At 70.6% G+C, this 24,556-nt stretch carries 18 protein-coding genes; 7 read left to right on the top strand and 11 right to left on the bottom strand.

Annotated elements, in window-relative coordinates:
- Positions 1-274 precede the first annotated feature (274 nt).
- Positions 275-823 carry a BON domain-containing protein gene (locus tag CKO31_RS18665; protein ID WP_200240431.1) on the top strand — a complete coding sequence of 183 codons (549 nt, stop codon included), beginning with the start codon at positions 275-277 and terminating at the stop codon, positions 821-823.
- On the opposite strand, the gene CKO31_RS18670 is transcribed toward CKO31_RS18665, so the two are convergent.
- The 5 genes from CKO31_RS18670 to treZ form a co-directional block, all read right to left on the bottom strand.
- A complete protein-coding gene (locus CKO31_RS18670; protein WP_200240432.1) occupies positions 786-1,490 on the bottom strand; it encodes a hypothetical protein in 705 nt (234 codons plus the stop codon). The two genes, CKO31_RS18665 and CKO31_RS18670, sit on opposite strands and share 38 nt — an antisense overlap.
- Before the next feature lie 154 nt (positions 1,491-1,644).
- Positions 1,645-3,018: an alpha-amylase family protein gene (locus CKO31_RS18675; RefSeq protein WP_200240433.1), complete on the bottom strand. Its 1,374-nt coding sequence runs from the start codon at positions 3,016-3,018 to the stop codon at positions 1,645-1,647.
- A gap of 143 nt (positions 3,019-3,161) precedes the next feature.
- Complete coding sequence (locus tag CKO31_RS18680; RefSeq protein ID WP_200240435.1) at positions 3,162-3,899, bottom strand: DUF72 domain-containing protein; 738 nt, start codon at positions 3,897-3,899, stop codon at positions 3,162-3,164.
- A 22-nt stretch (positions 3,900-3,921) separates the two neighbouring features.
- Complete coding sequence (gene treY / locus CKO31_RS18685; protein WP_200240437.1) at positions 3,922-9,282, bottom strand: malto-oligosyltrehalose synthase; 5,361 nt, start codon at positions 9,280-9,282, stop codon at positions 3,922-3,924.
- Between the two features lie 19 nt (positions 9,283-9,301).
- On the bottom strand, positions 9,302-11,215 hold the full coding sequence (treZ, locus tag CKO31_RS18690) for a malto-oligosyltrehalose trehalohydrolase (RefSeq protein ID WP_200240439.1): 1,914 nt from the start codon (positions 11,213-11,215) through the stop codon (positions 9,302-9,304).
- A gap of 413 nt (positions 11,216-11,628) precedes the next feature.
- Between treZ and CKO31_RS18695 the strand changes: the two genes are divergently transcribed.
- Together CKO31_RS18695 and treS are read left to right on the top strand one after the other, a co-directional pair.
- Entirely contained in the window at positions 11,629-11,985 is a 357-nt protein-coding gene (locus CKO31_RS18695; protein ID WP_200240441.1) for a hypothetical protein, read from the top strand.
- A 365-nt stretch (positions 11,986-12,350) separates the two neighbouring features.
- On the top strand, positions 12,351-15,872 hold the full coding sequence (gene treS / locus CKO31_RS18700; RefSeq protein ID WP_200240443.1) for a maltose alpha-D-glucosyltransferase: 3,522 nt from the start codon (positions 12,351-12,353) through the stop codon (positions 15,870-15,872).
- Between the two features lie 104 nt (positions 15,873-15,976).
- On the opposite strand, the gene CKO31_RS18705 is transcribed toward treS, so the two are convergent.
- Positions 15,977-17,845 (bottom strand): lipopolysaccharide biosynthesis protein, encoded by a 1,869-nt coding sequence (locus CKO31_RS18705; RefSeq protein WP_200240445.1) that lies wholly within the window; start codon positions 17,843-17,845, stop codon positions 15,977-15,979.
- 151 nt (positions 17,846-17,996) lie between these two features.
- Here CKO31_RS18705 and CKO31_RS18710 point away from each other — a divergent pair, with 151 nt between their 5' ends.
- The gene (locus tag CKO31_RS18710; RefSeq protein WP_200240447.1) at positions 17,997-18,173 is read left to right on the top strand and encodes a type II toxin-antitoxin system Phd/YefM family antitoxin; all 177 of its coding nucleotides are present in this window, start codon (positions 17,997-17,999) and stop codon (positions 18,171-18,173) included.
- 314 nt (positions 18,174-18,487) lie between these two features.
- Here CKO31_RS18710 and CKO31_RS18715 read toward each other — a convergent pair whose 3' ends face one another.
- The 5 genes from CKO31_RS18715 to CKO31_RS18735 form a co-directional block, all read right to left on the bottom strand.
- The gene (locus CKO31_RS18715) at positions 18,488-18,808 is read right to left on the bottom strand and encodes a hypothetical protein (protein WP_200240449.1); all 321 of its coding nucleotides are present in this window, start codon (positions 18,806-18,808) and stop codon (positions 18,488-18,490) included.
- The gene (locus CKO31_RS18720) at positions 18,801-19,082 is read right to left on the bottom strand and encodes a hypothetical protein (RefSeq protein ID WP_200240451.1); all 282 of its coding nucleotides are present in this window, start codon (positions 19,080-19,082) and stop codon (positions 18,801-18,803) included. The genes CKO31_RS18715 and CKO31_RS18720 overlap by 8 nt, the downstream gene beginning before the upstream one ends.
- A 595-nt stretch (positions 19,083-19,677) precedes the next feature.
- Positions 19,678-20,649: an SPFH domain-containing protein gene (locus CKO31_RS18725; protein ID WP_200240453.1), complete on the bottom strand. Its 972-nt coding sequence runs from the start codon at positions 20,647-20,649 to the stop codon at positions 19,678-19,680.
- Positions 20,639-21,673, bottom strand: coding sequence for an SPFH domain-containing protein (locus tag CKO31_RS18730; RefSeq protein WP_200240455.1), 1,035 nt, complete (start codon positions 21,671-21,673; stop codon positions 20,639-20,641). The genes CKO31_RS18725 and CKO31_RS18730 overlap by 11 nt, the downstream gene beginning before the upstream one ends.
- Positions 21,674-21,872: 199 nt before the next feature.
- Positions 21,873-22,487 (bottom strand): histidine phosphatase family protein, encoded by a 615-nt coding sequence (locus tag CKO31_RS18735; protein WP_200240457.1) that lies wholly within the window; start codon positions 22,485-22,487, stop codon positions 21,873-21,875.
- Positions 22,488-22,695: 208 nt separating this feature from the next.
- Between CKO31_RS18735 and CKO31_RS18740 the strand changes: the two genes are divergently transcribed.
- The 3 genes from CKO31_RS18740 (at position 22,696) to bfr (ending at position 24,272) form a co-directional block, all read left to right on the top strand.
- Complete coding sequence (locus CKO31_RS18740; protein ID WP_200240459.1) at positions 22,696-23,001, top strand: hypothetical protein; 306 nt, start codon at positions 22,696-22,698, stop codon at positions 22,999-23,001.
- Positions 23,002-23,020: 19 nt separating this feature from the next.
- Complete coding sequence (locus CKO31_RS18745; protein ID WP_200240461.1) at positions 23,021-23,719, top strand: metal-dependent hydrolase; 699 nt, start codon at positions 23,021-23,023, stop codon at positions 23,717-23,719.
- A gap of 85 nt (positions 23,720-23,804) precedes the next feature.
- Entirely contained in the window at positions 23,805-24,272 is a 468-nt protein-coding gene (gene bfr / locus CKO31_RS18750) for a bacterioferritin (protein ID WP_200240463.1), read from the top strand.
- The last annotated feature ends 284 nt before the right edge of the window (positions 24,273-24,556 follow it).

Below are 24,556 nucleotides of genomic sequence, written 5' to 3' on the forward strand. Positions count from 1 at the left end.
AAGCAGTGCCGTTGTCTGTTGCGCCCCGACTGCCGCGTACACCGCGCTTGCAGACAGGGTGTTCTAAGCCTAGCGGGGCTTTGCCACCGCAGGGCGCGGCAAATGCACCGCAGGCGCCCTGCGGCAGCAGCAGGGCGCCGGGCTGTCGACGGCGGCCGACACCGCGCCCGGCTGCGGGCGGGGCACCGGCAGAACCGGGCACCAGGGGCCCGCATCTGGCGCGGATGCTGCACCCATGGGGTGTTTCGACTGGCCAGACCCCCGGAGGCGCGCCATGAGCCGACCCACAGCCAATACCCTCGCCCGGCGGCCGCACCAGGTCCTGCGCGGATCGCTATTGGCAGCACCCGTGCTGCTGACGGCTCTGTTGTCGCCGGCGGCCCAACTGTCCGCGGCCGAGGCGGGCGACACCGCCGCCGCAGCGCAGAGTGGCGCCGCCGCGCTCGCCGAAGACGAGCGCCTCGGCGAGTACGTCCGCCAGCGCCTGGCCTGGGATGCGGAGCTCGCGCCCTTCGACCTGGATGTCACGGTGGAGGACGCCGTGGTGCGGCTCTCCGGCAGCGTCGCCACCCCGGCCCAGAGCCATCGGGCGCGGCGCATCGCCGAGGCGGCGCCGGCCGCCAATGCCGTCGTCGATTCGCTGTACGTGGATTCCGCGCTAGAGCCGGCCGACAAGCGGCCGCCCGCGCCGGCAGACAAGGAGCTTGCATCCCGCGTGCGCCAGATCCTGGCACAGGACCCGGCCTTCGAGGCCGAACAGGTCGATGTCAACGCCGCGCGGTCTGTCAGACCTGCTCGCGCGCGGCTTCCACCACGCCGGTGAAGGGCAGCGTCCAGACTGCGACCGGCTGGGAGAGCCCCTCGCCGCCGTTGTCCGGGGTCGCCGCGCCGGGCTTGGGCTCCTCCAGCAGTGGGCGCCAGCGCTCGGCCTCGGCTGGGTCCATGATCATCAGCACCAGGGTCTCGCCCTTCGCCAGGCGCTGCTGCATGTCGTCGATGCAGGATTCCGGGATGCCCATGCGGTGGATGGCCACCGCCAGCTGCTGACCGGCGCCGGCGCCTGCCAGCACGGCACCGCCGGCACCGGCGCCGGCGGCACCGGCGACGAGCGAGCTCACCAGCGGCCCGGCAGCGGCCACGGCGCCCACGCCGGGCAGCACGAAGAGCCCGGCTGCGCCGCTCAACAGCCCGAAGATGCCGCCCCAGAAGGCGCCTAGGCCGCCCCAGCCGCGCATGCGCTCGCCGACGCCGGAATAGTAGATGCCGAGGGGGTCGTCGCCGCTCGCATCCGCCCGCCCGAGCACCGAGATGCGGTCCATCGGCGCCTCTTGATTCATCAGCAGATCCAGACGCCGATGCGCGGCTTGCGCATCGGCGTAGAAGGCCGCCAGGGCCACTCGATCCGTCTGTGCAGCGGCGCCCGCATCGGCGCAGCTATCGCCGGCATCCGCTGACTGCCGGTTTGGACTCGTCACCGCGTCATCGCTCATGCTCTCCGCCCGCTGCCTTGCAGCTTTGGTTTGGCTTCATGCCTTAGCGCTCAGCAAAGCGCGTACCAGCCGACCAGCGCAACGAGCTTTCGCCCGCGGCCCGGTCCCGGCTGTAGGTCGGTCCGATGCTCGATCCGATGCAGGGAGGCCCGACTCAGTCGCGGACGAAAAGGCGCAGGCTGCGCGGCGGAACTTGGACGTCGTTGCGGTTGGCCAGGCTCTCCAGCGGGGGGTCGCCGTCGCCATCGCTCGCGGCTGTCGGCGTGATCTCGCGGATGTCCGCCGGGGCGCAGCCGAGGGCGTCGGCGAGCTGCTGGACGCCGCGGCTCTGGGGGTGCTCCGGGTCCGGGTTGATGAGGCTGAGGCAGCGCTGGGAGCCGTGATTGGAGCGGCGCAGCAGGCCGACCAGGGGCTCGTTGCGGTCGGTGACCCGCTCCTGCGGGCCCTCTTCGCAGAGCACGGGCGTGGTGGCCTTCATGGCGTTGACGCGGGCGATGTAATCGCTGATGTCGAAGGGGGACTCGGCGCGGCCCCGCTCCCAGTCCTCCGGCGTGGTCTCCACTACGTGCAGCGATCGGCGAAAGCCGAATTCATAGCCGATGGGCATCATGACACCCGACGAGAACACCGCGGCGAACAGGTACTTGAAGCGAGACTCCCGCGCGCTGCCGCCGCTCTCGGCGGCCAGGCGCTCGGTGTCGTGGCTCTCCGGGAAGGCCACGGACGGGGCGAGGTCGCGAAAGCGACGGTATTGGTCCAGCAGCCAGGGGGCGCGAAAATCCCACCATTTGGCGCTGTTGAAGAGATAGTCGAAGCCGGCGCCGCGCAACTGCTCCACGGCCTCCTCCGGGGCGCCCAGGCTCTCGGCAAAGAAGCAGGCATCGGCGTCCTTCTTGCGGGCGCCGCTGATGAGCCGGCCCCAGACGTCCGTCGGCAGCTTGTAGGCGGCATCGCAGCGGAAGCCCGCGAAGCCCAGCGCCAGATAGCGGCCGATCAGGTCCTCCCAGAACCGCAGCATGGCGCCGCGGGCCGGGCGCTCGCTGTAGTCCAGCTCGGCGAGGTCTTCCCAGACCGTGACCTTGTCCGGGTCGTCCAGATCGCGCACGAAGGGCGAGCGCACATGGCCTTGCTCGTCGCGCGCGAACCACTCCGGATGGGCCTCCACCAAGACGCTGTCCTTGGCGCTGTGGTTGATGACCAGATCCAGCATGACGCGGATGCCGGCTTGTTGCGCAGCGCTACAGAATTCGCTCAGCAGCTTGTCGTCGTCGCGTGGGGGCTTGGCTCGGCCGCTGCTCTTGGCGGGCTGATTAGGGCGCAGCGCCGGGTTGAGCCGGCCCGGGTCCTTGATGGAATAGAGGCTGCCGGAGTCGCCGGGCAGTTGCACCGGGTTCAGGAAGATCCAGTCGAAGCCCATGTCGGCGATGGCCGGCAGCCGCTGGTGCCAGTCGGGTACAGGGCCGAGCAGGGTGGGGAAGAGGTTGTAGATGCGCGGGCCCACAGGGGCCCGATGGTCGGCGGTGGTCATACTGGCGGTCGCTTCTGGCTGTGATCCGATGCGGGGGTCCGATGGGAGGTGCCGATGCCGGGGTTATGGCGGGGGCGATGCTGCGGGCGCGTCCTGCACTTGCAGCGCCTGGTGCACCAGGCGCACTCGGCGAGCAGCGGCAGTCACTGCGCGGCGATCCGCTCCTCGAGCGCCAGTGCATTCTGCACCGCATGGCCTGCTTCGTCGTTGTCGAAATAGCAATAGACGTCCAGATCGCGGCGGAGCCAGTCGCGAATGCGCTCCGCCCAGGCATCCAGCGCGGCGCCGTCGTAGCGGCCCTGGTAGGCGGCGTCCGGCCCGTGCAGGCGGATGTAGACGAAGTCCGCGGTCACGGTGGGCTCGGTGACGAAGCCGTCCAGCTCGTAGATGCAGAAGGCGGCGTTGTGCTGCGTGAGTAGCTCGCAAGTCGCCAGGGTGAGCCAGCTGTGGTCGCGGAGCTCGAAGACCCAGCGGCGCCCAGGCTCCAGGCGCTCCAGCGTCTCCAAAAAGCTCGCGAGCCGCTCGGTGTTCTGATGCCAGCGCGGCGGCAGCTGGAACAGCACTGGCCCCAGCTGGCGACCCAGCGCTGCCATGCGCTCGAGGAAGGGCGGGACGGTATCGCCCGGGTCCTTCAGCTTCTTCATGTGAGTGATGTAACGGCTCGCCTTGGCGGCGAAGACGAAATCGGCCGGCACCGCCGAGCGCCAGTGCTCCAGGGTCTCTGCGGTGGGCAGCTGGTAGAAGGCGTTGTTGATCTCGGCGGTAGCGAGCCGCTCGGCATAGTGGCCCAAGCGCTGGTCGCTCGGCAGGTCCTCGGGGTAGAAGGGCCCGACCCAATGATCGTAGGACCAGCCCGAAGTGCCGATATGCGCCTTTGCCATGGCTCGTCTGCCTCGCGTGTCGTCAGAATCCGCTGGCAGGGCCGTGCTCCAGCCCGTGGTCGGAGCCTTCGTCCGCCGGGGTCAGCAAGGCTGCCGGGAAGTGTCGCAGCGCCTCGGCAACCCGCAGCACCTGGTGCCCGTCTCGCCGCGCCGCGTCCAGCCGGCTGCCGCCGAGGCGCTCGCGCCACGCAGGCCCGGGGACGCTCACCAGGGTTGCCTGCCAGTCCGCGGTCGTGAACAGGTCTGTGCGCACGACGGCGGGCGCATTGGCCGGATCGCCGTCCAGGGCAAGCGTTGCCAGCAGCCTGGGCACGATCACCACCAGGGCCCGGCCGTCTGCCTGCCGCGGCAGCATCCGGGCGAAGGCGCAGACGTGCTCGGCGTGGGGGCCGGTGACTTCGAGGGGACGGTAGTCGCCGTCGGCGAACAGGGTCGGGTCCTGCCCGCGCAGCGCCAGCACCCGGTGGATCAGGTGCAGCTTGGCGCGGCCGTCGGCGGCGAGCCAATCAGGCGCTGGGCCTTGCGTCTCGGTGCGCAGGCCCTCCAGCAGCGAGCCGCGCCGGTCGAAGTCCACGGGCCGGCGGTTGTCCGGATCCACCAGGCTCAGGTCCCAGAGCTCCGTGCCCTGGTAGACGTCGGGCACACCGGGGGCCGTGAGCCGCAGCAGGGTCATGGCCAGGCTGTTCAGCAGGCCCAGATGTGACAGCGGCCGGGCGAAGGCGGCGAAATCCGCGAGGAACGCGCTGCTGCGGCCGGGGTCCAGGGCGGCCTCGACGAAGGCGCTCAGCGCGGCCTCGTAGTCGGCGTCGGCATTGGTCCAAGCGGTGTGCAGCTTGGCCTCCCGCGCGGCCTTGAGCATGTAGGCGGCCACGCGCTCGCGCAGCGCCGCCAGCGTCTCGTCGTCGGGCAGCGCAGCGGCGTCATCGCCGGTGGTGGCGGCAAGCGGCCAGACGCCGAGCAGGGTCTGGTAGAAGAGATACTCGGCGGCGGCATCCGGCTGCCGCCCACCGGCGTCGTCGCTGCGGTGCAGGCGGCGGTTCCACAGCGCCCAGCGCTGGGTGCGGGCGCTCCAGGCAGCGGGCAGCTCGGAGAGCACGTGCAGGCGCGCGCGCACGTCCTCGGAGCGCTTGGCATCATGGGTGGAGCCCGCCAGCATGGCGTGCGGCCAGTCGTCTCGCCGGCGAATGCAGGTGCGGTGGAAGTCGTCCACGCTGGTGCCGGCGCGGTCCGGGTCCGCCCCCACCTCGTTCAGCGACACCAGCCGGTGCCAGCGGTAGAAGGCGGTGTCCTCCACGCCCTTGGCCGTCACCGGCGCCGTGTATTGCTGGAACTTGCGCGCGAGGCGCAGCACCCGTGCGCGGTAAGCGTCCGGCTTGCCCTCGGCGATGTCCGTGAGCAGCACGTCGCGCACTAGCTCGAAGACCGTCAGGTCGGGCATGCGCGAGCGCCGGCGGGCCTCGGAGACGGCCTTGAGCACCTGGTGGCGGTCGCTGGCGGCGCCGCCGCGCTCCGACAGATAGGTCCGGTACACCGGGAAGCAGGCGATCACCTCCATCAGCGCCGCACGCAGGCCTTCCAGGGTGTAGTCGCGGGTGTGCGGGTCCATCTCGGCGATGCGTGCAAGCTCGCTCGCGAGCACGTGCAGCTCGCTGGAGAGCATGTGGCGCATCACCTCGCGCTTGGCGGCGTAGGTTTCGTCGGGGAAGGGCTGGCGGCAGCCGCCGAAGGCGCGGCAGGTGTCGGCGAGCGCATCCAGACCGTCGGAGGCCACGAACAGCCCGTCGCAGAGCGCCGCGAAGTCATAGCCGGTGGTGCCGTGCACGGCCCAGTCCATGCGCAGGTGCTCATCGCCCACCAGGATCTTCTCGGCCACCAGATAGAGCGGGCGGTCGTCGTCGCGGGGCGTGCGCGTCGGCGCCAGGGCTGCCGCGGCGCGCTTCTGGAGGGTCTGGAAATAGCCCGCCGGGTCGTAGAGGCCGTCCGGGTGGTCGATGCGCAGCCCGGCGATGCGGCCCTCGCCGATGAGCGCCAGCACCAGGCCGTGAACCGCGTCGAAGGCGTCCGGATGCTCCATGCGCAGGGCCGCCAAGTCGTTAATGTCGAAGAAGCGGCGGTAGTTGATCTCGTCGGCGGCGACGCGCCAGTGGGCGAGCCGATAGGCCTGGGCCTCCAGCAGGGCATGCAGCCGCGCGGTGTCGGCCGGGTAGTCCGCGGCGCCGTTGAAGTCCTTGACGCAATCCTGGACATAGCGGTCCAGATCAGCGTGCGCGCGGCAGAGCTCGGCGAGCCGGCCCTTGTGCAGCTCCTTATCGCGGCGGCGGGCGGCGAGCGCGTCCGCCTCCAGCGCATCCCGCGGCGGCAGGTTGCCGAAGGCCGTCACCAGGCTTTCGAAGGCGGTGAGCGCCGCGGCGGCGTCGCTGTCCGTCGTCTCCGTCGCCCCCAGGCGCTCGCGCAGCGCCGGCAGGCCGGGGCCGAGGATGCGCGGATACTCCCGCGGGTCGATGGGGAAGTGGTGCTCGTAGTAGGCGACGTGGAAGGCACCGTCGTCGCAGGCCAGCACCAGCTCGCCGGTGTCGAGGATGGCGCCGTAGTGGTCCCCAAGCACCGGCACCAGCACCTTGTCGTGCAGCTCCTGCTTCAGCGGGTGCCAATCGATGTCGAAAAACGGGGCGTGCTCGGCGGCCTGGCCGTTCTCCAGCACGTCCAGCCACCAGGCGTTCTCGGCGCCCATGATGCCGACGTGATTCGGCACCAGGTCCAGGATCTGCCCCATGCCGTGGGCGGCCAGTGCGGCGCAGAAGCGGTCGAAATCGGCGCGGCTGCCGAGCTCCGGATTCAGCTGGTCGTGGGCGACCACGTCGTAGCCATGGGTGCTGCCGGGCCGGGCCTTGAGATACGGGGAGCAATAGACATGGCTGACACCCAAAGAGGCCAGGTAGGGCACCAGCGCCGCGGCGTCGGCAAAGCCGAAGCCGCCGTGCAGCTGCAGCCGGTAGGTGGCCCGGGGAATGGTGGCCGTCAGCGGCGCTGCAACCGCGGGTGACGCGGCCGGGTGGGCGCCGGCGGCAGCGTCGGCGCCGCTGGGTGCACTGCCGGGCGCACTGCCGGGCGCACTACTGGGGGCGCCGCGGGGCGCGGCACTCGCCGTGCCGCGCTCGCCGCGCACCGCCTCCAGCGCGCCGGCCACCGCCGGCTCGGCCAGCCAGTGCTCAAGCTCCAGGGGCTGGCGGCGGCGCCAGTTGGGATGGCGGCCGGCGCTGCCGGGCAGGTTCACCTGCTCGCTCTCGCCGAGCAGGTCCGCGGTCTGCACCAGCAGCAGCTTGGACGGCGTGCGCGCCAGGTAGCGCTGCACCGCGGCGATGTGCGCGGGGGTGAGCTCCGGTAGCGCCACCGGGTCCGTCTCGCCGTCGGCGGGCAGCAGGTCTGCCTTTGCCAGGGCGAGCAGCAGCCGGGCGCGGTCATTGGTGCGCGCCAGCAGGCGCTCGGTGTAGTCGGACGCGCTGGGGAAGAGGTCCAGCTCCCGGCGGTGCTCCAGGTCCACGCCGGCCCAGAAGCCGGCCAGCGGGGGCAGGTCGTGGGTGCCGGCGGTGACCAGCGCATTGGGCTCGTAGTCTTCCGGGGGCAAAAAGCCGCCGTCGGCGTCGCGCTCGAAGTAGAACACCCGGGTGGAGAGGATGCCCCAGTCCGGAATGGCGGTGCGCACTGCCTCGGGTACCGTGCCCAGGTCCTCGCCGATGATCAGGCAGCGGTTGCGCACGCTCTCCAGCGCCAGCACGCCCAGCAGGTCCCGGAAGGGATAGGCCACATAGGTGGCCGCCGCCGGGTCCGTGCCCGCCGGCACCAGGAACAGGCGCATCAGGCCCATGACATGGTCGATGCGCAGCGCCCCGGCCGCGCGCATGTTGGCCCGCAGCTCCTCGGCGAAGGGTAGATAGGCGGCCTCGCGCAGGCGCTGCGGATGCCAGGCCAGCACCTGCCAGTTCTGCCCCTTGGGGCTGAAGTCGTCCGGCGGGGCGCCGACGTGCACGCCGCTCACGTAGCTGGCGGGCGCCGACCAGCGGTCGGCACCATTCGGTGCGGCGCCCACGGCGAGGTCCAGGCAGAGCCCGTGCTGCATGCCGAGCGCCTCGCAGCGCGCCGCGGCGGCATCCAGCTGCTGGCCCGCGAGCCATTGCAGCCAGGCGAAAAACTCCACCCGCTCGGCGTGCTCCCGGGCGAAGGCCTGCACCGCCGGCGCGCTCGGGTCGCGATAGTCCGCCGGCCAATGGGCGAAGGGGTCGCTGTCCGCCGCCGCCCGCGTGTCCGCTGCGGATGCCGCCGGCGCTTCGCTCGCCAGATACTCTGCGAGCGCCTGGAAGAGCGCGAAACGGTGCAGATCCGCACCGCCGGCCTGCATGAAGGCGCGGAAGGTCCGCCCGCGCTCGCTGTCCGCCGCCAGGTGCTCGCTGCGGAAATGGCGGTAGAGCCGCTCCAGGATGTCGAGCTTGGCGCGGGCGACGCCGCCGTAGTCGATGAGCGGCGCGCTGCGCAGGGCGCGCAGCCCGGCCTGGAAGTCGTCGCTGTCGATGCGTGCCCGCACCGCCTCGCACTCGGCGAGCTCCGGCACCGCCTCGACGTCGATGTAGAGCGGATTCAGCCAGCGGCGGCTCGCGGGACCATAGGGGTCGCAGCGCTCTGGCTCGGTGAGGAAGAGCGCATGCAGCGGGCTCAGGGCGAGCATGCCGGCACCGGCCTCGGCGGCGAGGGCCGCGAGCCGGGTCAGGTCGGTGAAGTCGCCGATGCCCCAGTTGCGCGCCGAGCGCAGGGTCGGCAGCTGGGTCACCAGGCCCCAGCCGCGCTCGGGGCCGCGGTCCGGCTGCCAGCAGCGCCTGGGGGCGACGATGACCGTGGTCTCCGCCAGGGGGCGGGCATCGGTGCCGGCGCTGTCGGCGTAGAGCGCGAAGCGGTGGTAGCCGAGGTGCGCCGGTGGTGTGAGCGCCAGCTGCCGGCAGAGCCACTGGTCACCGTCGAGCCGGCGGCGGGCGCTGTCATTGAGCGCGCCGAGGTCCAGCGTCCAGGCCGAGTCGGCGCCGGTTTCTTCGGTGAGGACGCAGCGCAGCCGCGTCGGTGTATCCGTCTGCGGCAGGGTCAGCGCCAGGGTCGGCGCGGGGTCGCCCTGGCGGTGCACCAGTACCGGCGGCAGCCGGCGGCGCCACTCGGCGTCGATGGCCGCGTGCAGGCTCGTCGCCTCGGTGTCCGCATCGCCGACGGCGACCCCCAGCGCCCGCAGCAGGGTGCGGCGGGTGGCGGCATCGGGGCGGTGCTCGCGGCCCTGCACGTCGACATAGCGCTCGGCGATGCCGACGTGCTCGCACAGGCGTTGCAGGGCGTCGTCGCTGGCCATGGCAGGGTCCTCTGCGACCTTAGGCTGCCGGCCCGGGGGCGGGCTCGCTGCCGGTGTCCAGGTACCAGGCGGCGGTCCAGGGCGGCAGCCGGCCCGCGGCGATGGGGTCGGCGGCGTCGGCGGGCTCCACGTACAGCACGCGGCCCGGCAGCGCGTCGCGCAGGCCGGGCACCGGCAGCTCGGCCTCGCCGAGGTTGGCGAGCAGGGTCAGCAGGCTGCCGTCGCCGAGGCGCCAGCGCACGACCAGGCCGGCGTCGCCGGCGCTGTCGCCCAGCAGGTCGAAGCCGCCGGCGTGACCGTCCATGCCGGCGAGCCGCGGCACGATCTCGTCGTGGCGCAGTGACAGCAAGCGGCGGTGGAAGTCCCGCCATTGCCGGTGCGCGGACTCGTCCAGCGCGGCCCAGTCGAGGCGCGAGTGTTGGAAGGTGTCGGGATCGTTCGGGTCCGGGATGGCCTCGCGGGCGGCCTCGTCGGCGAACTCTTCGAAGCGGGCGAACTCCCGCCGACGCCCGGCGGTGACGGCGTCCGCCAGGTCCGGGCCGAAGTCGCAGAAGAATAGGAAGGGACTGTCGGCGCCCCGCGGCTGGCCCATGAACAGCAGCGGCGGCGACGGCGCCAGCAGCTGGATCGCGGTGGCCGCGCGCAGGGCGGGCTCGTTGCTCAGCTGGTGGATGCGCTCGCCAAAGGCGCGGTTGCCGACTTGGTCGTGGTTCTGCAGAAAACTGACGAAAGCCGTCGGCGGCAGATGCGCGCTGGGGCTGCCCCGCGCCGCCTCGTCGCGGAAGCCGGAGCGCTCGCCCTGGTAGCCGAAGCCCTCCGCCAGGGTGCGGGCGAGCCAGAACGCCGGCTGCTCGCCGTAGTCGGCGTAGTAGCCGTCGCGCTGGCCGGTGAGCAGCACATGGGCGGCGTGGTGGAAGTCGTCGTTCCACTGCGCGACATACCAGCGCGGACTCTGGTCCGGGCTGCGTGCCAGGTAGCGGGCCGTGTTGGCGTCGTTCTCCAGCACCAGGTGGACCCGGCGGGCGCGGCCGGGGCCAGCGGCGACGGCCTCGGCCAGCTCGGTGAGGATGTCCGGCTCGCTGTCGTCGGCGATGGCGTGCACGGCGTCGAGGCGGAGCCCGTCGAAGCGGAATTCCTCCAGCCAGTACAGCGCGTTGTGGATGAAGAAGTCGCGCACCGGCCGGCTGTGGGCTCCGTCGAAGTTGAGCCCGGCGCCCCAGGGCGTGTGATGGCGCTCGGTGAAGAACTGCGGTGCGTACAGATGCAGATAGTTGCCCTCGGGCCCGAAGTGGTTGTAGACGACATCCAGGAAGACCATCAGCCCCAGTGCATGGGCCTGCTCCACGAAGGCCTTCAGGTCCTCCGGGCGGCCGTAGCCGGCGAAGGGCGCGAACTGGAACACGCCGTCGTAGCCCCAGCCGCGGGCGCCGGGGAAGGCCGCCACCGGCATCAGCTCCACCGCGGTCACCCCGAGCTCCGCGAGATGGCGCAAACGGCGGGCGGCGCCGGCGAAGGTCCCCTCCGGTGAGAAGGTGCCGAGGTGCAGCTCGTAGAAGACGGCCGTCTCCCAGGCCCGACCCGGCCATTGCAGCTCGCCGTCGCCCCAGGCGTAGGCGCCGGGGTCGATGACCTCGCTTGCCGCATGCACGCCCTCGGGCTGGAAGCGCGCAGCCGGGTCCGGCACCGGCTGGTCGGCCTCCAAGTGCGACGCCGTCAGGCGGAAGCGGTAGCGGCTGCCGGGACCGGCGAGGTCTGTGGTCCGCTCGAACCAGCCGTCCGCCACCGCCGCTAGGTCCAACAAGCGCTCCGGCGACGGCTGGCCGTCCAGCTCCAAGGCGACGCGCTCGGCGCCCGGCGCCCAGAGCCGAAAGCGCACCGCGCCGTCGTCGGTGACCTCGGCGCCGAAGGGCATGGGGTGACGGATGGGATGCATGCTCAGGCTCCTGGTGCAAACACTGACCGGGGGGCCGTCCCGGCCCCCCGGTCAGCCCAAACAGCGACAACGCGGTCTCTACGCAAGCACGAGGCGTACCAGCAAGATGGACCGATCCGCCCCCGATCGGCAGCACCGCTGCGCCGCTCCAGCCGGGTCATTTGGCCCGATACCGGGCGCAATGCCCCGCAGGCCGGCCCTCTGGCGATGCCCGGTCCGCGTCAGCGCAACGCCCTACCGGCCCCCGGATAGGCCCCGGCGGCGGCTGTAGCGGCGCTGACGTCGGCATGGCCCGGTGCTTGCGTTGGGTGACGGTAACAGCCGTGACGCTGCCAGCAGCGGGTGCCCGGCACCCGGACTGCGCCGCTCGTCACATGGTCTCCGTCAAACACTAGCATCTGGAGGTTAACGCTATGCGTAAACGACTGCTGACTCTCGCGAGCGGTGTGGTGTCCATCGCCGCTCTTGCTTTGGCTGGCCCGGCCGCGGGCGAAGACGACGCCGGCAGCATCGATCCGGCGGAGAAGTACCAGGGCTTCGCCGAGGACAACCCGGACCTGGTGGATGACCGCGGCAACGGCCTTCCGGTGGAAGGCGAGCCGCGCTCCGAGGCGGCCATGGGCACTGCCGATACGCAGACCTATCCTGAGCCCGTGGCGGAGGACAATCCGCAGCTGCCGACGGACCGGCCCGACACCGAGCGCCCCTATGCGGGCGAGACGGACGTGCATGGGGCCTTCGGCGAGGGGAATCCGGACGTGCAGCGCTGACCCTGCCAAGGCCGCGGTCTCCGGCCTCGACTCAAGCTCCGGCGCCGCAGACCGCGCGGCAGCCGGCGCTTGAAGCCCGCGCTTGGCGGCAAGGGGCATGCGCGCTTCCGCCGTCGGCGCTGCGCGGGCGCCCGCGCGGCAAGAGTCCGCGCGGCAAGAGCGACTTGCGAGCGGCAGCGAATCCGGCGCCGCTTCCTATACTGAATGGCATCCCCATTCACCTGACCCCCTGACCCCACTTCGATCCCGACCACGCGCGCGACAGCGGCCCCGCAGCCTAGCCCGACACAGCTAAGACGTCCGGGCTCGGTGGGGGCGCCCGCCCGCCGCATCCTGGCATGACGGTCAAAGCAGGAGCCCGGAGGATGAGTCCAAACAGTCTCGCCAGTGGGCCGACATCGGATCCGCTCTGGTACAAGGACGCCGTCATCTATCAGACGCACGTCAAGGCCTTCTTCGACACCAACGGCGACGGCAGCGGCGACTTCCGCGGGCTGACGCTGAAGCTGGACTACATCCGCGACCTCGGCGTCGACTGCATCTGGCTGCTGCCCTTCTATCCGTCGCCCATGCGCGACGACGGCTATGACATCGGCGACTACCGCAACGTCCATCCGGCCTACGGCAGCCGGCGGGACTTCCGCCGTTTCGTGAGCGCCGCCCACCGCCGCGGCATCCGCGTCATCACCGAGCTCATCGTCAACCACACCTCGGACCAGCATCCGTGGTTCCAGGCCGCGCGGCGGGCGCCCAAGGGCTCGGCGAAGCGCAACTACTACGTCTGGAGCGACGACGACAGCCGCTTTTCACAGACCCGCATCATCTTCACCGACACCGAGGCCTCCAACTGGACCTGGGACCCGGTGGCGGAGCAGTACTACTGGCACCGGTTCTTCTCCCATCAGCCGGATCTGAACCACAACAACCCGCAGGTGGTGCGCGCGGTCATCCGCGTCATGCGCTTTTGGCTGGACATGGGCGTGGACGGGCTGCGGCTCGACGCCATCCCTTATCTGTGCGTGCGCGAGGGCACCAACAACGAGAACCTGCCGGAGACCCACGCCGTCATCAAGCAGATGCGCGCGGTGGTCGACGAGCACTACAAGGACCGGGTGTTCCTGGCCGAGGCCAACCAGTGGCCGGAGGACGTGCGCGACTACTTCGGCGAGGGCGACGAGTGCCACATGGCCTATCACTTCCCGCTGATGCCGCGCATGTACATGGCGCTGGCGCAGGAGGAGCGCCATCCCATCGTCGAGATCATGGAGCAGACGCCGGAGATCCCGACCAACTGCCAATGGGCCATCTTCCTGCGCAACCACGACGAGCTGACGCTGGAGATGGTCAGCGATCGCGAGCGGGACTACATGTACCAGACCTATGCCGCGGACCCGCGTATGCGGATCAACGTCGGCATCCGCCGCCGCCTGGCGCCCTTGCTCGGCAACGACCCGGGCAAAATCCGGCTCATGGTGAGCCTGCTGCTGTCCATGCCGGGCTCGCCCATCCTGTATTACGGCGATGAGCTAGGCATGGGTGACAATATTTACCTGGGCGACCGCAACGCCGTGCGCACGCCCATGCAGTGGTCGCCGGACCGCAACGCCGGCTTCTCCCGGGCGGACCCGGAGCAGCTCTACCTGCCGCCGGTGATGGACCCGATCTACGGCTACCAGTCCGTCAACGTCGAGGCCCAGGCGCGGGCGCCGGCGTCGCTGTTGAACTGGACGCGGCGCATCATCGAGGTGCGCAAGCAGCACCAGGTCTTCGGCCGCGGCAGCATCGAGCTCCTGCATCCCGGCAACCGCAAGATCCTCGCCTATGTGCGCCGGTATCCGAGCCCGGCGGAGTGGACAGAGGGAGGAGCCGGGCCGGCAACGGCAGCGGGCGGCACCGCGCTGGATCCCGGCGGTGCGCAGGACAAGGCCCATGCGGAGCAGCCCGACGAAGTGATTCTCTGCGTCGCCAACCTCGGCCGCGGCGCCCAGCCGGTGGAGCTGGATCTCGCCGCCTATGCCGGCCGCGTCCCTATTGAGCTGTTGGGCCAGACGCCATTCCCGCCCATCGGCGAGCTGCCCTACCTGCTGACCCTGCCCGGGCACGGCGTCTACTGGTTCCTGCTCTCGCGGGACGCCGCCGCCCCCGCCTGGCACGACGAGCGGGTGGCGGCTCCGCGCCTGAAGACCCTGGTGCTGCCGGAGGGCTGGCAGAGTCTGCTGCCGGACCGCGCCGAGCGCCGGCGCACGGCGCTGCGGGCGGTGGCCTTGTTGCAGAACCAAGTGCTGCCGGCCTATCTCGCAGCCCGCTGGGGCAGCCGCGGGGCGGGCGCGCCGGCAGCGCCGCCGCGGGTGGTCATCGAGGCCGCCGAGCCCTGGCGCGACTGGCTGCTGACTTTGGTGCGTCTCCATGCCGCCGACGGCGGTGTCGAGCGCCTGTTCCTGCCGCTGGCCATCCGCTGGCAGCAGGACGGCACCGAGCTGACTGCGGTGCCGCCGGCAGCCATCACGCTGGCACAGACGCGGCGCCAGGCCACGCCGGGCTTCTTATTCGAAGCCCTCGCCGATGCCGGCTTCGTGCGCACCCTGGCCTGCGCCATCGGTACCGGTGATGAGATCGCCCTCGGCGACGGCCGCCTCGCGCTGGTGCCCACCGACGCCTGTCTGGAGCTGCTGGCCGGCTGCGCCGAGGCCGAGGTGCACTCCTTGGCCGAGGACCCGGACAACGCCGCCGTGCTCGGCGAGCGGCTGATCCTGAAGACCCTGCACTGCCGGGCGCCGGCGGCGCAGGGAGACGCCACGGAGCCTGTTGGCGCGCCCGAGCTGGGCACGCCCGCCGAAACGGACCCAATGGTGGACACGGCCCGCCACCTCACCGAGTTGGCCCGCTTCCCGGGCACACCGGCCTTGGCGGGTCACATCGACTATGGCCGCAATGGCGCTGCATCCTGCACCCTGGCGCTGTTGGAGCAGTATGTGCCCAACCAGGGCGATCTCGACGGCCGCGTCCGCGACCTGTTACAGCGCCTGTATGACGAGTACTTCGCCGCCGGCAGCGGCGAGGCCTGGCGTGAGGACCCCGGCCAGATCGGCTTCATGGGCCTCGTTGACCAGGTGGGTGCACGCATCGCTGCCCTGCACGCAGCGCTCGCCGAGGGTGCAGACCAACATGGAAACGCTAGCGACGCCTTCCGTGCCGAGCCTATGGCGGACGCCGACCACCAGCGCCTGCACGACGACTTGCACGCCGCCGCCGCCGGCGCGCTGAGCGCACTGCGCGACGGGCGCGAGCACCTCCCGGCGGCCGCTGTCGACGCCGCCGACCGCCTCCTGGCCGCCGAGGCCGAGCTGCGCCGGCGCATCGACGACCTGAGCCGCCACGGCTTCGGCCCCATGCGCTGCCGACTCCATGGCGATCTCCGCCTCGCGCGCGTGCTGGTGGCGCAGGACGAGCCGGTCTTCATCGGGGCCGGCGGTCCCGCCCACCGCCCGCCCGCTGAGCGCCGCGCCAAACGACCGCCGCTGACGGACCTCGCCGCTTTGATCTGCGACCTGCATACCAACGTCGCCGACATCCAGCACCGCATGCGAACGGAGCACCCGGACCTGCATCCGCGCCTGGCCGAGCCGCTGGCCACCTGGCGGCAGGAGACGATCCAGCGGCTGGTCGCCGCCCACGCTGCCGCGGCCGAGGGCTCGCCGCTGCTCGCCGCCGACCCGGCGCAGCGCGCAGAGGCGGCGCAGGCACTGGCACTGGGCTGCGCCCTGGACGGCCTGGCGGCGGCGCTCGCGGCGCACCCGCCGGCTCCAGCGGCCAAAATTGCCGCCGCCGCGGATGCCGTCCTGAGCCTGCTGCACGACGCTGCGGCATCGGTCCCACCCGCCAGCTGACGAGCAGCTGGAGCAGACGCTGCGGCACGGACTACGCGAGGAACCGGCCCCGCAAGGCGTGCGCTGACGACCCAGCGATTCCGACAAAATCGCTCGACAGCGCTTCATCGCCGACGATCTGTCTGTGCCGCCACCGTCTCTACCTTCGCTTGACTCGTGGCTGAGTCAGATCCCGCGTTTGGGATCGGTCGCGCGTGGCTCGGCGGCCTTCGTGTCGAATCGCGCCTTTCCGGCTCGGCGCGCTCCTGCCGGCGATCACGCAGCCGCCACAGCAGATAGGCCAGCAGGGCGTAGAGTGGTGCCTTGGCGACATCATCGAGCACCAGGCTCACAACGGCCATCAGCGCCGCGGCAGCGGCGAGGGCGAGGTCGATGTGGCGCAGACTCGGGCGCCATCCCGCGGCGGGGCCGCGGCTGGGGGCCTGGCGCATGGTCGCCTGGCGCATGGTCGCCTGCGCTCGGGGCGTGCGCCTGGTCTTCATCTCGCGCCGGCGCCGGCTGTCGGGGGCCTTGAGCAGCCGGCGGCCGTCCAGTACCGCCACCAACAGCAGGTACAGGGCCAGGAGCAGGCTGCCGGCGACGAAGGGATGCCAGGCCAGCTCGTCGGTGAGCCAGCGCCCGGCGGCAAAAAGGCCCAAGCCCAGGGCGATGTAGCCGAACACGCGCAGCACTTCATAGGGCACCGGATAGTAGCGCCGGCCGAGCCCGTAGGACAGCACCACCATGGCGCTGTAGCAGATGAGATGGGCCCAGGCGGCGCCCTCGTAGCCGAATGCCGGCACCAAGAGCCACAGCGAGACGACGGTGATGCCGGCACCGGTGAGCGCCACCCAGGCGCCCATCAGGGTGCGGTCCGTGAGCTTGTACCAAATGGACAGGTTCACGTAGACGCCGAGCAGCAGGTTCGCGAGCAGCAGCACCGGCACCACGTGCAGGCCCTCGCGGTAGGCCTCGCCGATGAAGTACTGGAAGCCGTCGATAAAGAGCGTGACCAAGAGAAAAATGAACACGCAGAAGATCACGAACCAGGTCAGCACCAGTGCGTAGATCTCCTTGGCGTCCCGCTGCTTGGCATAGCTGAAGAAGAAGGGCTCGCCGGCGTACCGGAACGCCTGGATGAACAGCATCATCAGGATGGACAGCTTGAAGACGGCGCTGTAGATGCCGAGCTGCGCCATGTTGGTGGCGTCGTCGTAGGGCAGCAGGAACTTGAGCGCGGCACGGTCGAGCATCTCGTTGACGATGCCGGCCATACCGATGACCACCATGGGCAGGGAGTAGCGCAGCATGCGCCGGAACAGCGCGCCGTCGAATCCCGTCAGTGCGCCGCGGAACTGCGGCGTCAGCAGCAGCAGCTTGAGCCCGCTCGCCGCCAGGTTGGAGATGAAGACATAGCCGACGCCGATCTCGGGCACCCAGAGCCGGCCGAGGAAGGAGCCCGGGTCTGCCTCGAACGCCTGCCGGCAGAGGACAATGAAGAAGACGTTGAGGCCGATGTTGGCGCCGATCTCGATGAGCTTGATGGAGGCGAACCTGAGCGCCCTCTCCTCCGCCCGCAGCCGCGCAAAGGCGGCGTTGCCGACGGAGTCCATGGCCAGAATTCCCGCGACCCACCAGATGTACTCCGGGTGATCGCCATGGCGCAGCAGCTCGGCCACCGGCTGCTGAAAGACCAAGGCCAGGGCCAGAAAGCCGCCGTTGGCGAGGATCAGGAAGCGCAGCACCGTCGCCAGGACGGTGTTGGGGTCGTCCTCGCCGGCGGAGCGGAAGCGGAAGTACCCCGTCTCCATGCCGAAGGTCATGAGCACCGCCAGGAAGCCCATGTACGCATAGAACTCGGCAACGACGCCGTAGTCCGCCGGCACGAAGGTGTAGGTGTAGAGGGGCACCAGCAGGTAGTTCAGGAACCTGCCGAGGATGCTGCTCAGACCATAGACGGCGGTCTGGGAGGCGAGGCGCTTGAGGGGGTTCAAGGGCGGTGGACATGCGCTGCGGTGGACGGCGAGCGGGATTGTCGCACGCGCTCAGGGCTTGTCGGTGGTGCGTTGGAACGGCTCGGGGCTTGAGGGCGCCGCGGTCGCCGTTCAGGGTTCAGCTCAATTCGGTCTGAATATGGTTTTTGCGGTGAGTGAAGACGTTCTGAGCCTGAGTCAGTTCAAGTCCGACGCGACAAGACTCCTCGACCAATTGCGGGACGAGCCCAAGACGCTGGTGCTGACCCAAAACGGCCGCGCTCGGGCGGTGGTGTCGGACCTCCTGACGTCGGCGCCGACCTATGGGCAGGGTGTAGGTCGGCGCTGAGCGGCAGCGAAGCCCGACGGTGGACGGGCGCCGGCGTCGGGCCTCCTGGCGTCGGCACCGACCTACGGGGGCCGTAGGTCGGCGCTGAGCGGCAGCGAAGCCCGACGGAGGACGGGCATCGGTGTCGGGTCTCCTGGCGTCGGCGCGACCTACGGGGGCGGGCGTAGGTCGGCGCTGAGCGCCAGCGAAGCCCGACGGTGGACGGTCGCCTGGAAGCGCTGGCTACGCAGGGCAGACTACGCAGGGCGCGCCCACGCATAGACGGAGTCGCAATCAAGCCCGGTGGTCGGGTGTTGCGGGACGCCTGATTGAATCTACTTCTGGCCGTAAGTGCTGTCGTGATCCGTTGCGATGCTGAGCAACCGCAGAAAGGCGCCGTCACGGTAGGCGGTGGCGCGCCGTGAGCGAGTGATGCGCAGCGAATAGAGAGCGTCGGTCCCCGGCGGCGGTTTGACGCTGACGATCTTCTCCCACTTGAGTCCAGCGTCGCGGTACACCTGCTGCCAGGTCAGGCGGCGCAGCTTCTTCAGCGTTTCCAGGGCCGCCTGACGCTCGGGTTTTTCCAGGCCGAACACTCCATCCTGGAACACAGGGTTGTTCAGGTCGAGACGAACCTTCGCATCCTGGTCACGCATCTTGCTCGGCGAGCTTGGTCAGGATCCGGTCGAGGTCCTGATCGTCGGCTGGGCTCGCCGCTGCCCAGTCCAGCGCGCGCTGAAGATCCGCGGCGGCGTCGGGACGTTGGAGCCAGCGCTCGTTGTCCGGTACGACGGTGGCGGTGCGCACGAGCCAGACGCCGGGCTCTTGCTCTTCGATCAGGACTTGCCGGCCTGCGTACTGCTTGCCCAGCGAGATCTGGCCGTTGCTGCCGACGACCTTCACCGTGGTTGAGGTAGAAGTCGTGCTCATGGAGAACGCATGTCGTTTGGTGCCGTAGGAAGGCACGATAGCACCCTCTGCATCCGCGCGCTACGGAGTCCCGGGGGCAGGCACCGACGTACGGGTGACGGGTGTAGGTCGGCGCTGAGCGGCAGCGAAGCCCGACGGTGGACGGGTGCCGGTGTCGGGCCTCCTGGCGTCGGCACCGACCTATCGGGGGTGGGCGTAGGTCGGCGCTGAGCGGCAGCGAAGCCCGACGGTGGACATGCGCCGGTGTCGGGCCTCCTGGCGTCGGCACCGACCTACGGGGCGGGCGTAGGTCGGCGCTGAGCGGCAGCGAAGCCCGACGGTGGACGTGCGCCGGTGTCGGGCCTCCTGGCGTCGGCACCGACCTACGGGGCGGGCGTAGGTCGGCGCTGAGCGGCAGCGAAGCCCGACGGTGGACGTGCGCCGGTGTCGGGCCGCCTGGCGTCGGCACCGACCCGCGGGGATGGGCGTAGGTCGGCGCTGAGCGACAGCGAAGCCCGACGGTGGACGTGCGCCGGTGTCGGGCCTCCTGGCGTCGGCACCGACCTACGGGGTGGGCGTAGGTCGGCGCTGAGCGGCAGCGAAGCCCGACGGGCAGCTAGGGCAGCAGCCCGTCGTCGATCTGGAAGCGGGCGAGGCGGCTCTGGCTGCCGCTGTTGGCGGGCTTGGACTCCGCGGGCTCGCCGCCGCCGCCGGCGAGAGAGACCAGCACCCGCGCCTCCGGCGGCAGCACGTCCACGTCGGCACCGGACTCGATGAGCTTGTCGGCCTCCATCACCTGCATCAGGGCGTCGAGCACGTCGGGGTCGTCGGCGGCGATCTCGTTCAGCGTCTCGCCGACCACGGCGGGGCGGGTGGCCGAGGCCTGGGCCAGCTGCTCGGAGACCTTGTAGGCGGTCTGGCTCTTGATCAGCCCCACGCGGTTCTCGCCGTCCTGCTTCATGGCGCTGGTGACCTGCACCAGGCGCTTGACGACTTTGTCGGTGATGTTGTCCACCATCTCCCGGTCCGTGAAGGCCACCTTGCGGATGTAGACGGAGCCCAAGCGAAAGCCCCACTTCTCCGACAGCGGCGTGACCGTGGCGCGGACCTTGCGGCTCAGCTGGTGGCGGTCCTCCAGGAGCTTGTCCATCTCCAGGTTGGACAGCGTGCTGATGGTGGCGCTGGCCACGTTCGCTTCCAGCGAGCCCTCGGGATCGGCGTTGTTGAAGAGATAGGCCACCGGGTCGCTCACCTGCATCTCGTACCAGACGCCCACGCTCATGGGCGTGCCTTCTTCGGAGTTGACCATCTGGTTGCGCAGGTAGCGCTGGCGGATCTTCATGCTCACCGGCTGGCGGGTGCCCAGGATCGGTACCAGCATGGCCTTGGGGCCGAAGTGCGCCAGCGGCCACTGCAGTCCGGGCTCGTCCAGCACGCCCATGACCTTGCCGAGGAAGGTGTAGACCACCGCCTCCTGCTCGTTGACGGTGGTGTAGAGGCTGAACAGCCGCGCGATGGCGAGCAGGATCGGGATGGCCAGCAGGCCGGCGACGAAGGCCGGGAGCAGGGTCAAGGGGTCATAAGGCATGGCGGCCTCCGTCGATGGCGGCGGGCGCGGCGGAGGTGGTGGTGGTCACCTGCACGATGCGCTTGGCGCGGCCCAGCAGCGGGATGCGCATGTTGCGGATGTAGGCGGCCAGGGCCGGCGGTCCGCCCTTGTCCTTGATGCCCTTGAGTGTGCCGGCCAGCTCCTTGAGCGGGGCGACCTCGGCCTGCGCGTTGTTGCTCGCGATCTCCACCGCCCGTTTGCTCATGGTGATCTGCTGCTCGGCATCGGCGCGGGCGGTGCTGATGTCCGCCGCCACCTGGTTGCGGGTGCTGTTGATGGCCGACAGCGCCCGGTCCACCTCCGCCGGCGGATCGATCTGGGTGATCAGGGCCGCATCCAGCTCGATGCCGTAGCGCGCGCCGGTGGCCCGGCACTGCTGCTCCATGTAGTCGTTCAGCAGCGGCAGGTTCTTGCGCAGGTCGTTGATGGACACGCCCTCCGAGAGCTCCGCCGCCAGCTCCGGTCCGCCGCCTTCGGCGCCCGCCAGCTCGCCGCCGTCCACCAGGCTCTGGCCCCTGGGGTCCGTGAAGTTGGCCACGCGCTCGCGCAGCACCGAGACGAAATAGCCCATGACGTGCTCCAGCGGGCTGTCGACGCCGAAGGAGTACGCGTAGAAGTTGCTCTGCGCCACCCGCCAGCGCAGCTGGCCGTCGATGCCGGTGGTGAGGTTGTCCTTGGTGACCGCCTCGATGGTCGACTGGCTCTTGGTGGGGTCCCAGGTGATGTCGATGGAGCGGGTGGCGATGTCCTCCACCACCGGCTTCTGCCAGGGCCACTTGAAGTGCCAGCCGGGGCCGAGGATGCGCAGCAGCGGGTAGCGGTAGCGCTGGCGCTCGTCGTCGTTGAGGTTCGGGTCGTCGACGTATTGATCGCCCAGGCGCTGGGCGCGGCCCAGGGAGACGAGCACCGCGCGCTCGTTGGGCTTGACGACGAACCAGGCGCGGCTCAGCACCGCGACGCCGATGTAGAGCAAGAGACCGGCGAGAAAGGCGAGAACGGTCATGGTCCACTCCGTTGTGCGGGCCGCCGGCGACGGCCGTGTTCACCTGGGCGCGGATGGTAGCGCGAATCGCGCCGACGCACTGTGATCTACGCGTGCTTCCGCGGGCGGGCGGCGGTCGATCCGGCGCTCGCGGGCGCCCGGGCCGAGCGCCGTCGATGCAGGGCGGGCCCGCGCTCGCCGGAGCAGGCGCGCGGTCGCCTCAATGTCGGGCGCGCCGGGCGTTGACGTACTCCACCGAGGCCCCGTGCCGGCCGTGGCGGATGCGGCTGACGCCGGCGTAGTCGATGATCATGCGGTACCAGGCGGCGTCTTCTGCGCCGAGCACATGGCCGATCACCGCCCGCGACACCCCGGAATGGCAGACGACCAGCAGCCGCTGCCCCGGCCAGTGGGCCAGCTGGCGCTCATAGGCGCGGGCGACGCGCCGGCGGAAGTCGCCGAGCGTCTCGCCACCGGGCGGGCGGTGGGCGACCGGGTCGGCGCGGAAGGCCGCGAACACCCCGGGCTCGGTGGCCGCCACCTCGGTGTGTCGGCGGCCCTCCCAGGCGCCCATGCCGATTTCCCGGAGCTCCGGCTCCACCGCCAGCGGCAGCCCCAGCCGCGACGCGAGCTCCACCGCGAAGCCCCGGCAGCGCTCCATGGGGGAGGTGACGATCTGCTGCCAGGGGGCAGGGCCCTCCGCTGCCGGGGCTACCGCCGCGCGCATCTGCGCCCAGCCCGTGGCGCTCAGGGGATGGTCGCAGCCGTTGCCGCGGATCATGAGCCCGCCCACGGGCTCGCCATGGCGGATGAGGTCCACGATGGTGTGTTGCATGGGAGTGCGAAGTAGGAAGTGCGAAGTGTGTGGTACGAAGTGCGGAGTACGAAGTACGAAGTGCGTGGCGCGCAGTACGAGGTGCGAAGTGCGAAGTGCGTCGTGTGTGGTGCGTGGTGCGGGGCACGGGGTGCGCCGTGCGCCGAGGCCATGGTCAAGGAACGGCGGTTCCGCGACAATGGCGGCCTTCAAGCACAGGATTCGCGCCATGCGGCAGCAGCACAAGACCTACCCCGGCCTGGATGAGGACAGCTACGGCGGCATGACGCCCACCGGCAACATCGTCCGCGATGCCCAGGTGTTCGGCTTGATCCCGGAGGACGAGACCTGCGCCGGCTGGTCCATCGCCGCCATCCAGGAACTCTACGACAAGGTGAGCGATGCCTGGCAGCCCTATGGGCATTTGGTCTCGCAGCTGCCCGAGGATCTACGCGCCCGGCACAAGCGCATCTATGACGCCGCCCTCGCCCGCGCACGCGAGCAGGGCTGGAGCCCCGAGCTGTACCCGGACTGAGCACGCTGGCCGGTCCGCCGTGGCCAACTTTCGCACCCACCTCACCGGCGGCGCCGTGGTCGCCGCCGTCGCGGCCTTCGCCAGCTATGGCGAGGGCCTGAGCGATGCCGCCGAGACCCAGGCGCTGTTCGTGGTGGGCACCGTGGCGAGCCTGCTGCCGGACATCGACGCCGACGACTCCAGGCCGCTGCGGGGCGTGTTCGACATCGCCGGCCTGGTGGCGGGCTTCCTGACCGCCTTCGCCTTCGCCGAGCGCTTTGCGCTGCTGGAGCTGGTGGGCATCTGGGCCGGGACCTGGCTCTTCGTCAGCTGGCCGCTGCGCCTGGCCTTTGCGCGCTTCACCGTGCATCGCGGCATCTGGCACACCCTGCTGATGGCCTTGGTGCTGGCGCTGGCGGCGGCCCTGGTCGCGGACCTGCTGCTCGGTCTGGGCGCGACCCTGGCCTGGCTGGTGGCGGCCTTCGTGCTCCTCGGCTATGTCACGCACCTGGTGCTGGACGAGGTAGCGAGTGTCGATCTGCTGGGGCGAAAGGTGAAGCGCTCCTTTGGCTCGGCACTCAAGCCCCTGAGTCTGCGCGCCTGGCCCGCATCCCTGGTGCTGATGGGGCTGGCGGTGGTGCTGGTGGGCCTGGTACCGGACCCGCAGCCGCTGCTGGCCCTGCTGGGGCGCGCCGGCGTGCAAACCGACCTGCTCGCCGCCCACTGGCCGCGCTGGTGATGGGGGTCCGCAGGGTATTCTGGAGCCTGGCGCGATGGGGTGCGCAGCCGCCGCAACCGCCCTGCAACCTGCTTTTGGAGAGGCAATGAAAGGCAATCAACGCATCCTGGCGCAGCTGCAGCGGCTCCTGAACAGCGAGCTTGCGGCGGCGGATCAGTTCCTGGTGCATGCGCGCATGTTCGAGGACTGGGGCTACACTCGGCTCGCGGCGCACACCGAGGCCGCGCTCCAGGACAGCCGCCGGCACATCGATCTGCTGCTGCGGCGAATGCTCTTCCTCGGCAGCGCCCCGGACCTGCTGGAGCGCGAGGCCATGGCCACCGCCACCGCCGTGCGCGAAATGCTGCGCCATGATGTGGACATGCAATACCGGCTGGTGGAGCACCTGCGCGCGGCCATGGCCAGCTGCGTCGAAGAGCACGACTTCCAGAGCCTGGCTATGCTGGCGGAGATGCTCCGGGACTGCGAAGAAACCCACGTCAACTGGCTGGAGCAGCAGCTCGCCCAAGTAGAAGCCATGGGCCTGGAGAACTACCTCTCCCGCCAGCTCTAGCGTCGCGTCACGGATGCCGCTTCCACTGGAGCCGCCGATAGGGGTAGGGAAGGCTTGCGCCTCCCCTCCCTCCGAACCGTGCGTGCAGTTCTCCCGCACACGGCTCTCCAGTCGGTTGTTTCCTCATCGGGATTGGCTCGCCGGCAGGAGCAGCATTTCGGGTGATCGACTCCGGGCCAGCGCAGGGGACGCCCGCAGGCGTCGCGTGGACCCCGTTGCCAGGGCCGCCAACATCCGCTCCGTCCACACCGGCGGCTCGACCCGGCGCCACTCGCGTGGCTCGC

Source organism: Thiohalocapsa halophila (assembly GCF_016583825.1).
GTDB lineage: Bacteria > Pseudomonadota > Gammaproteobacteria > Chromatiales > Chromatiaceae > Thiohalocapsa > Thiohalocapsa halophila.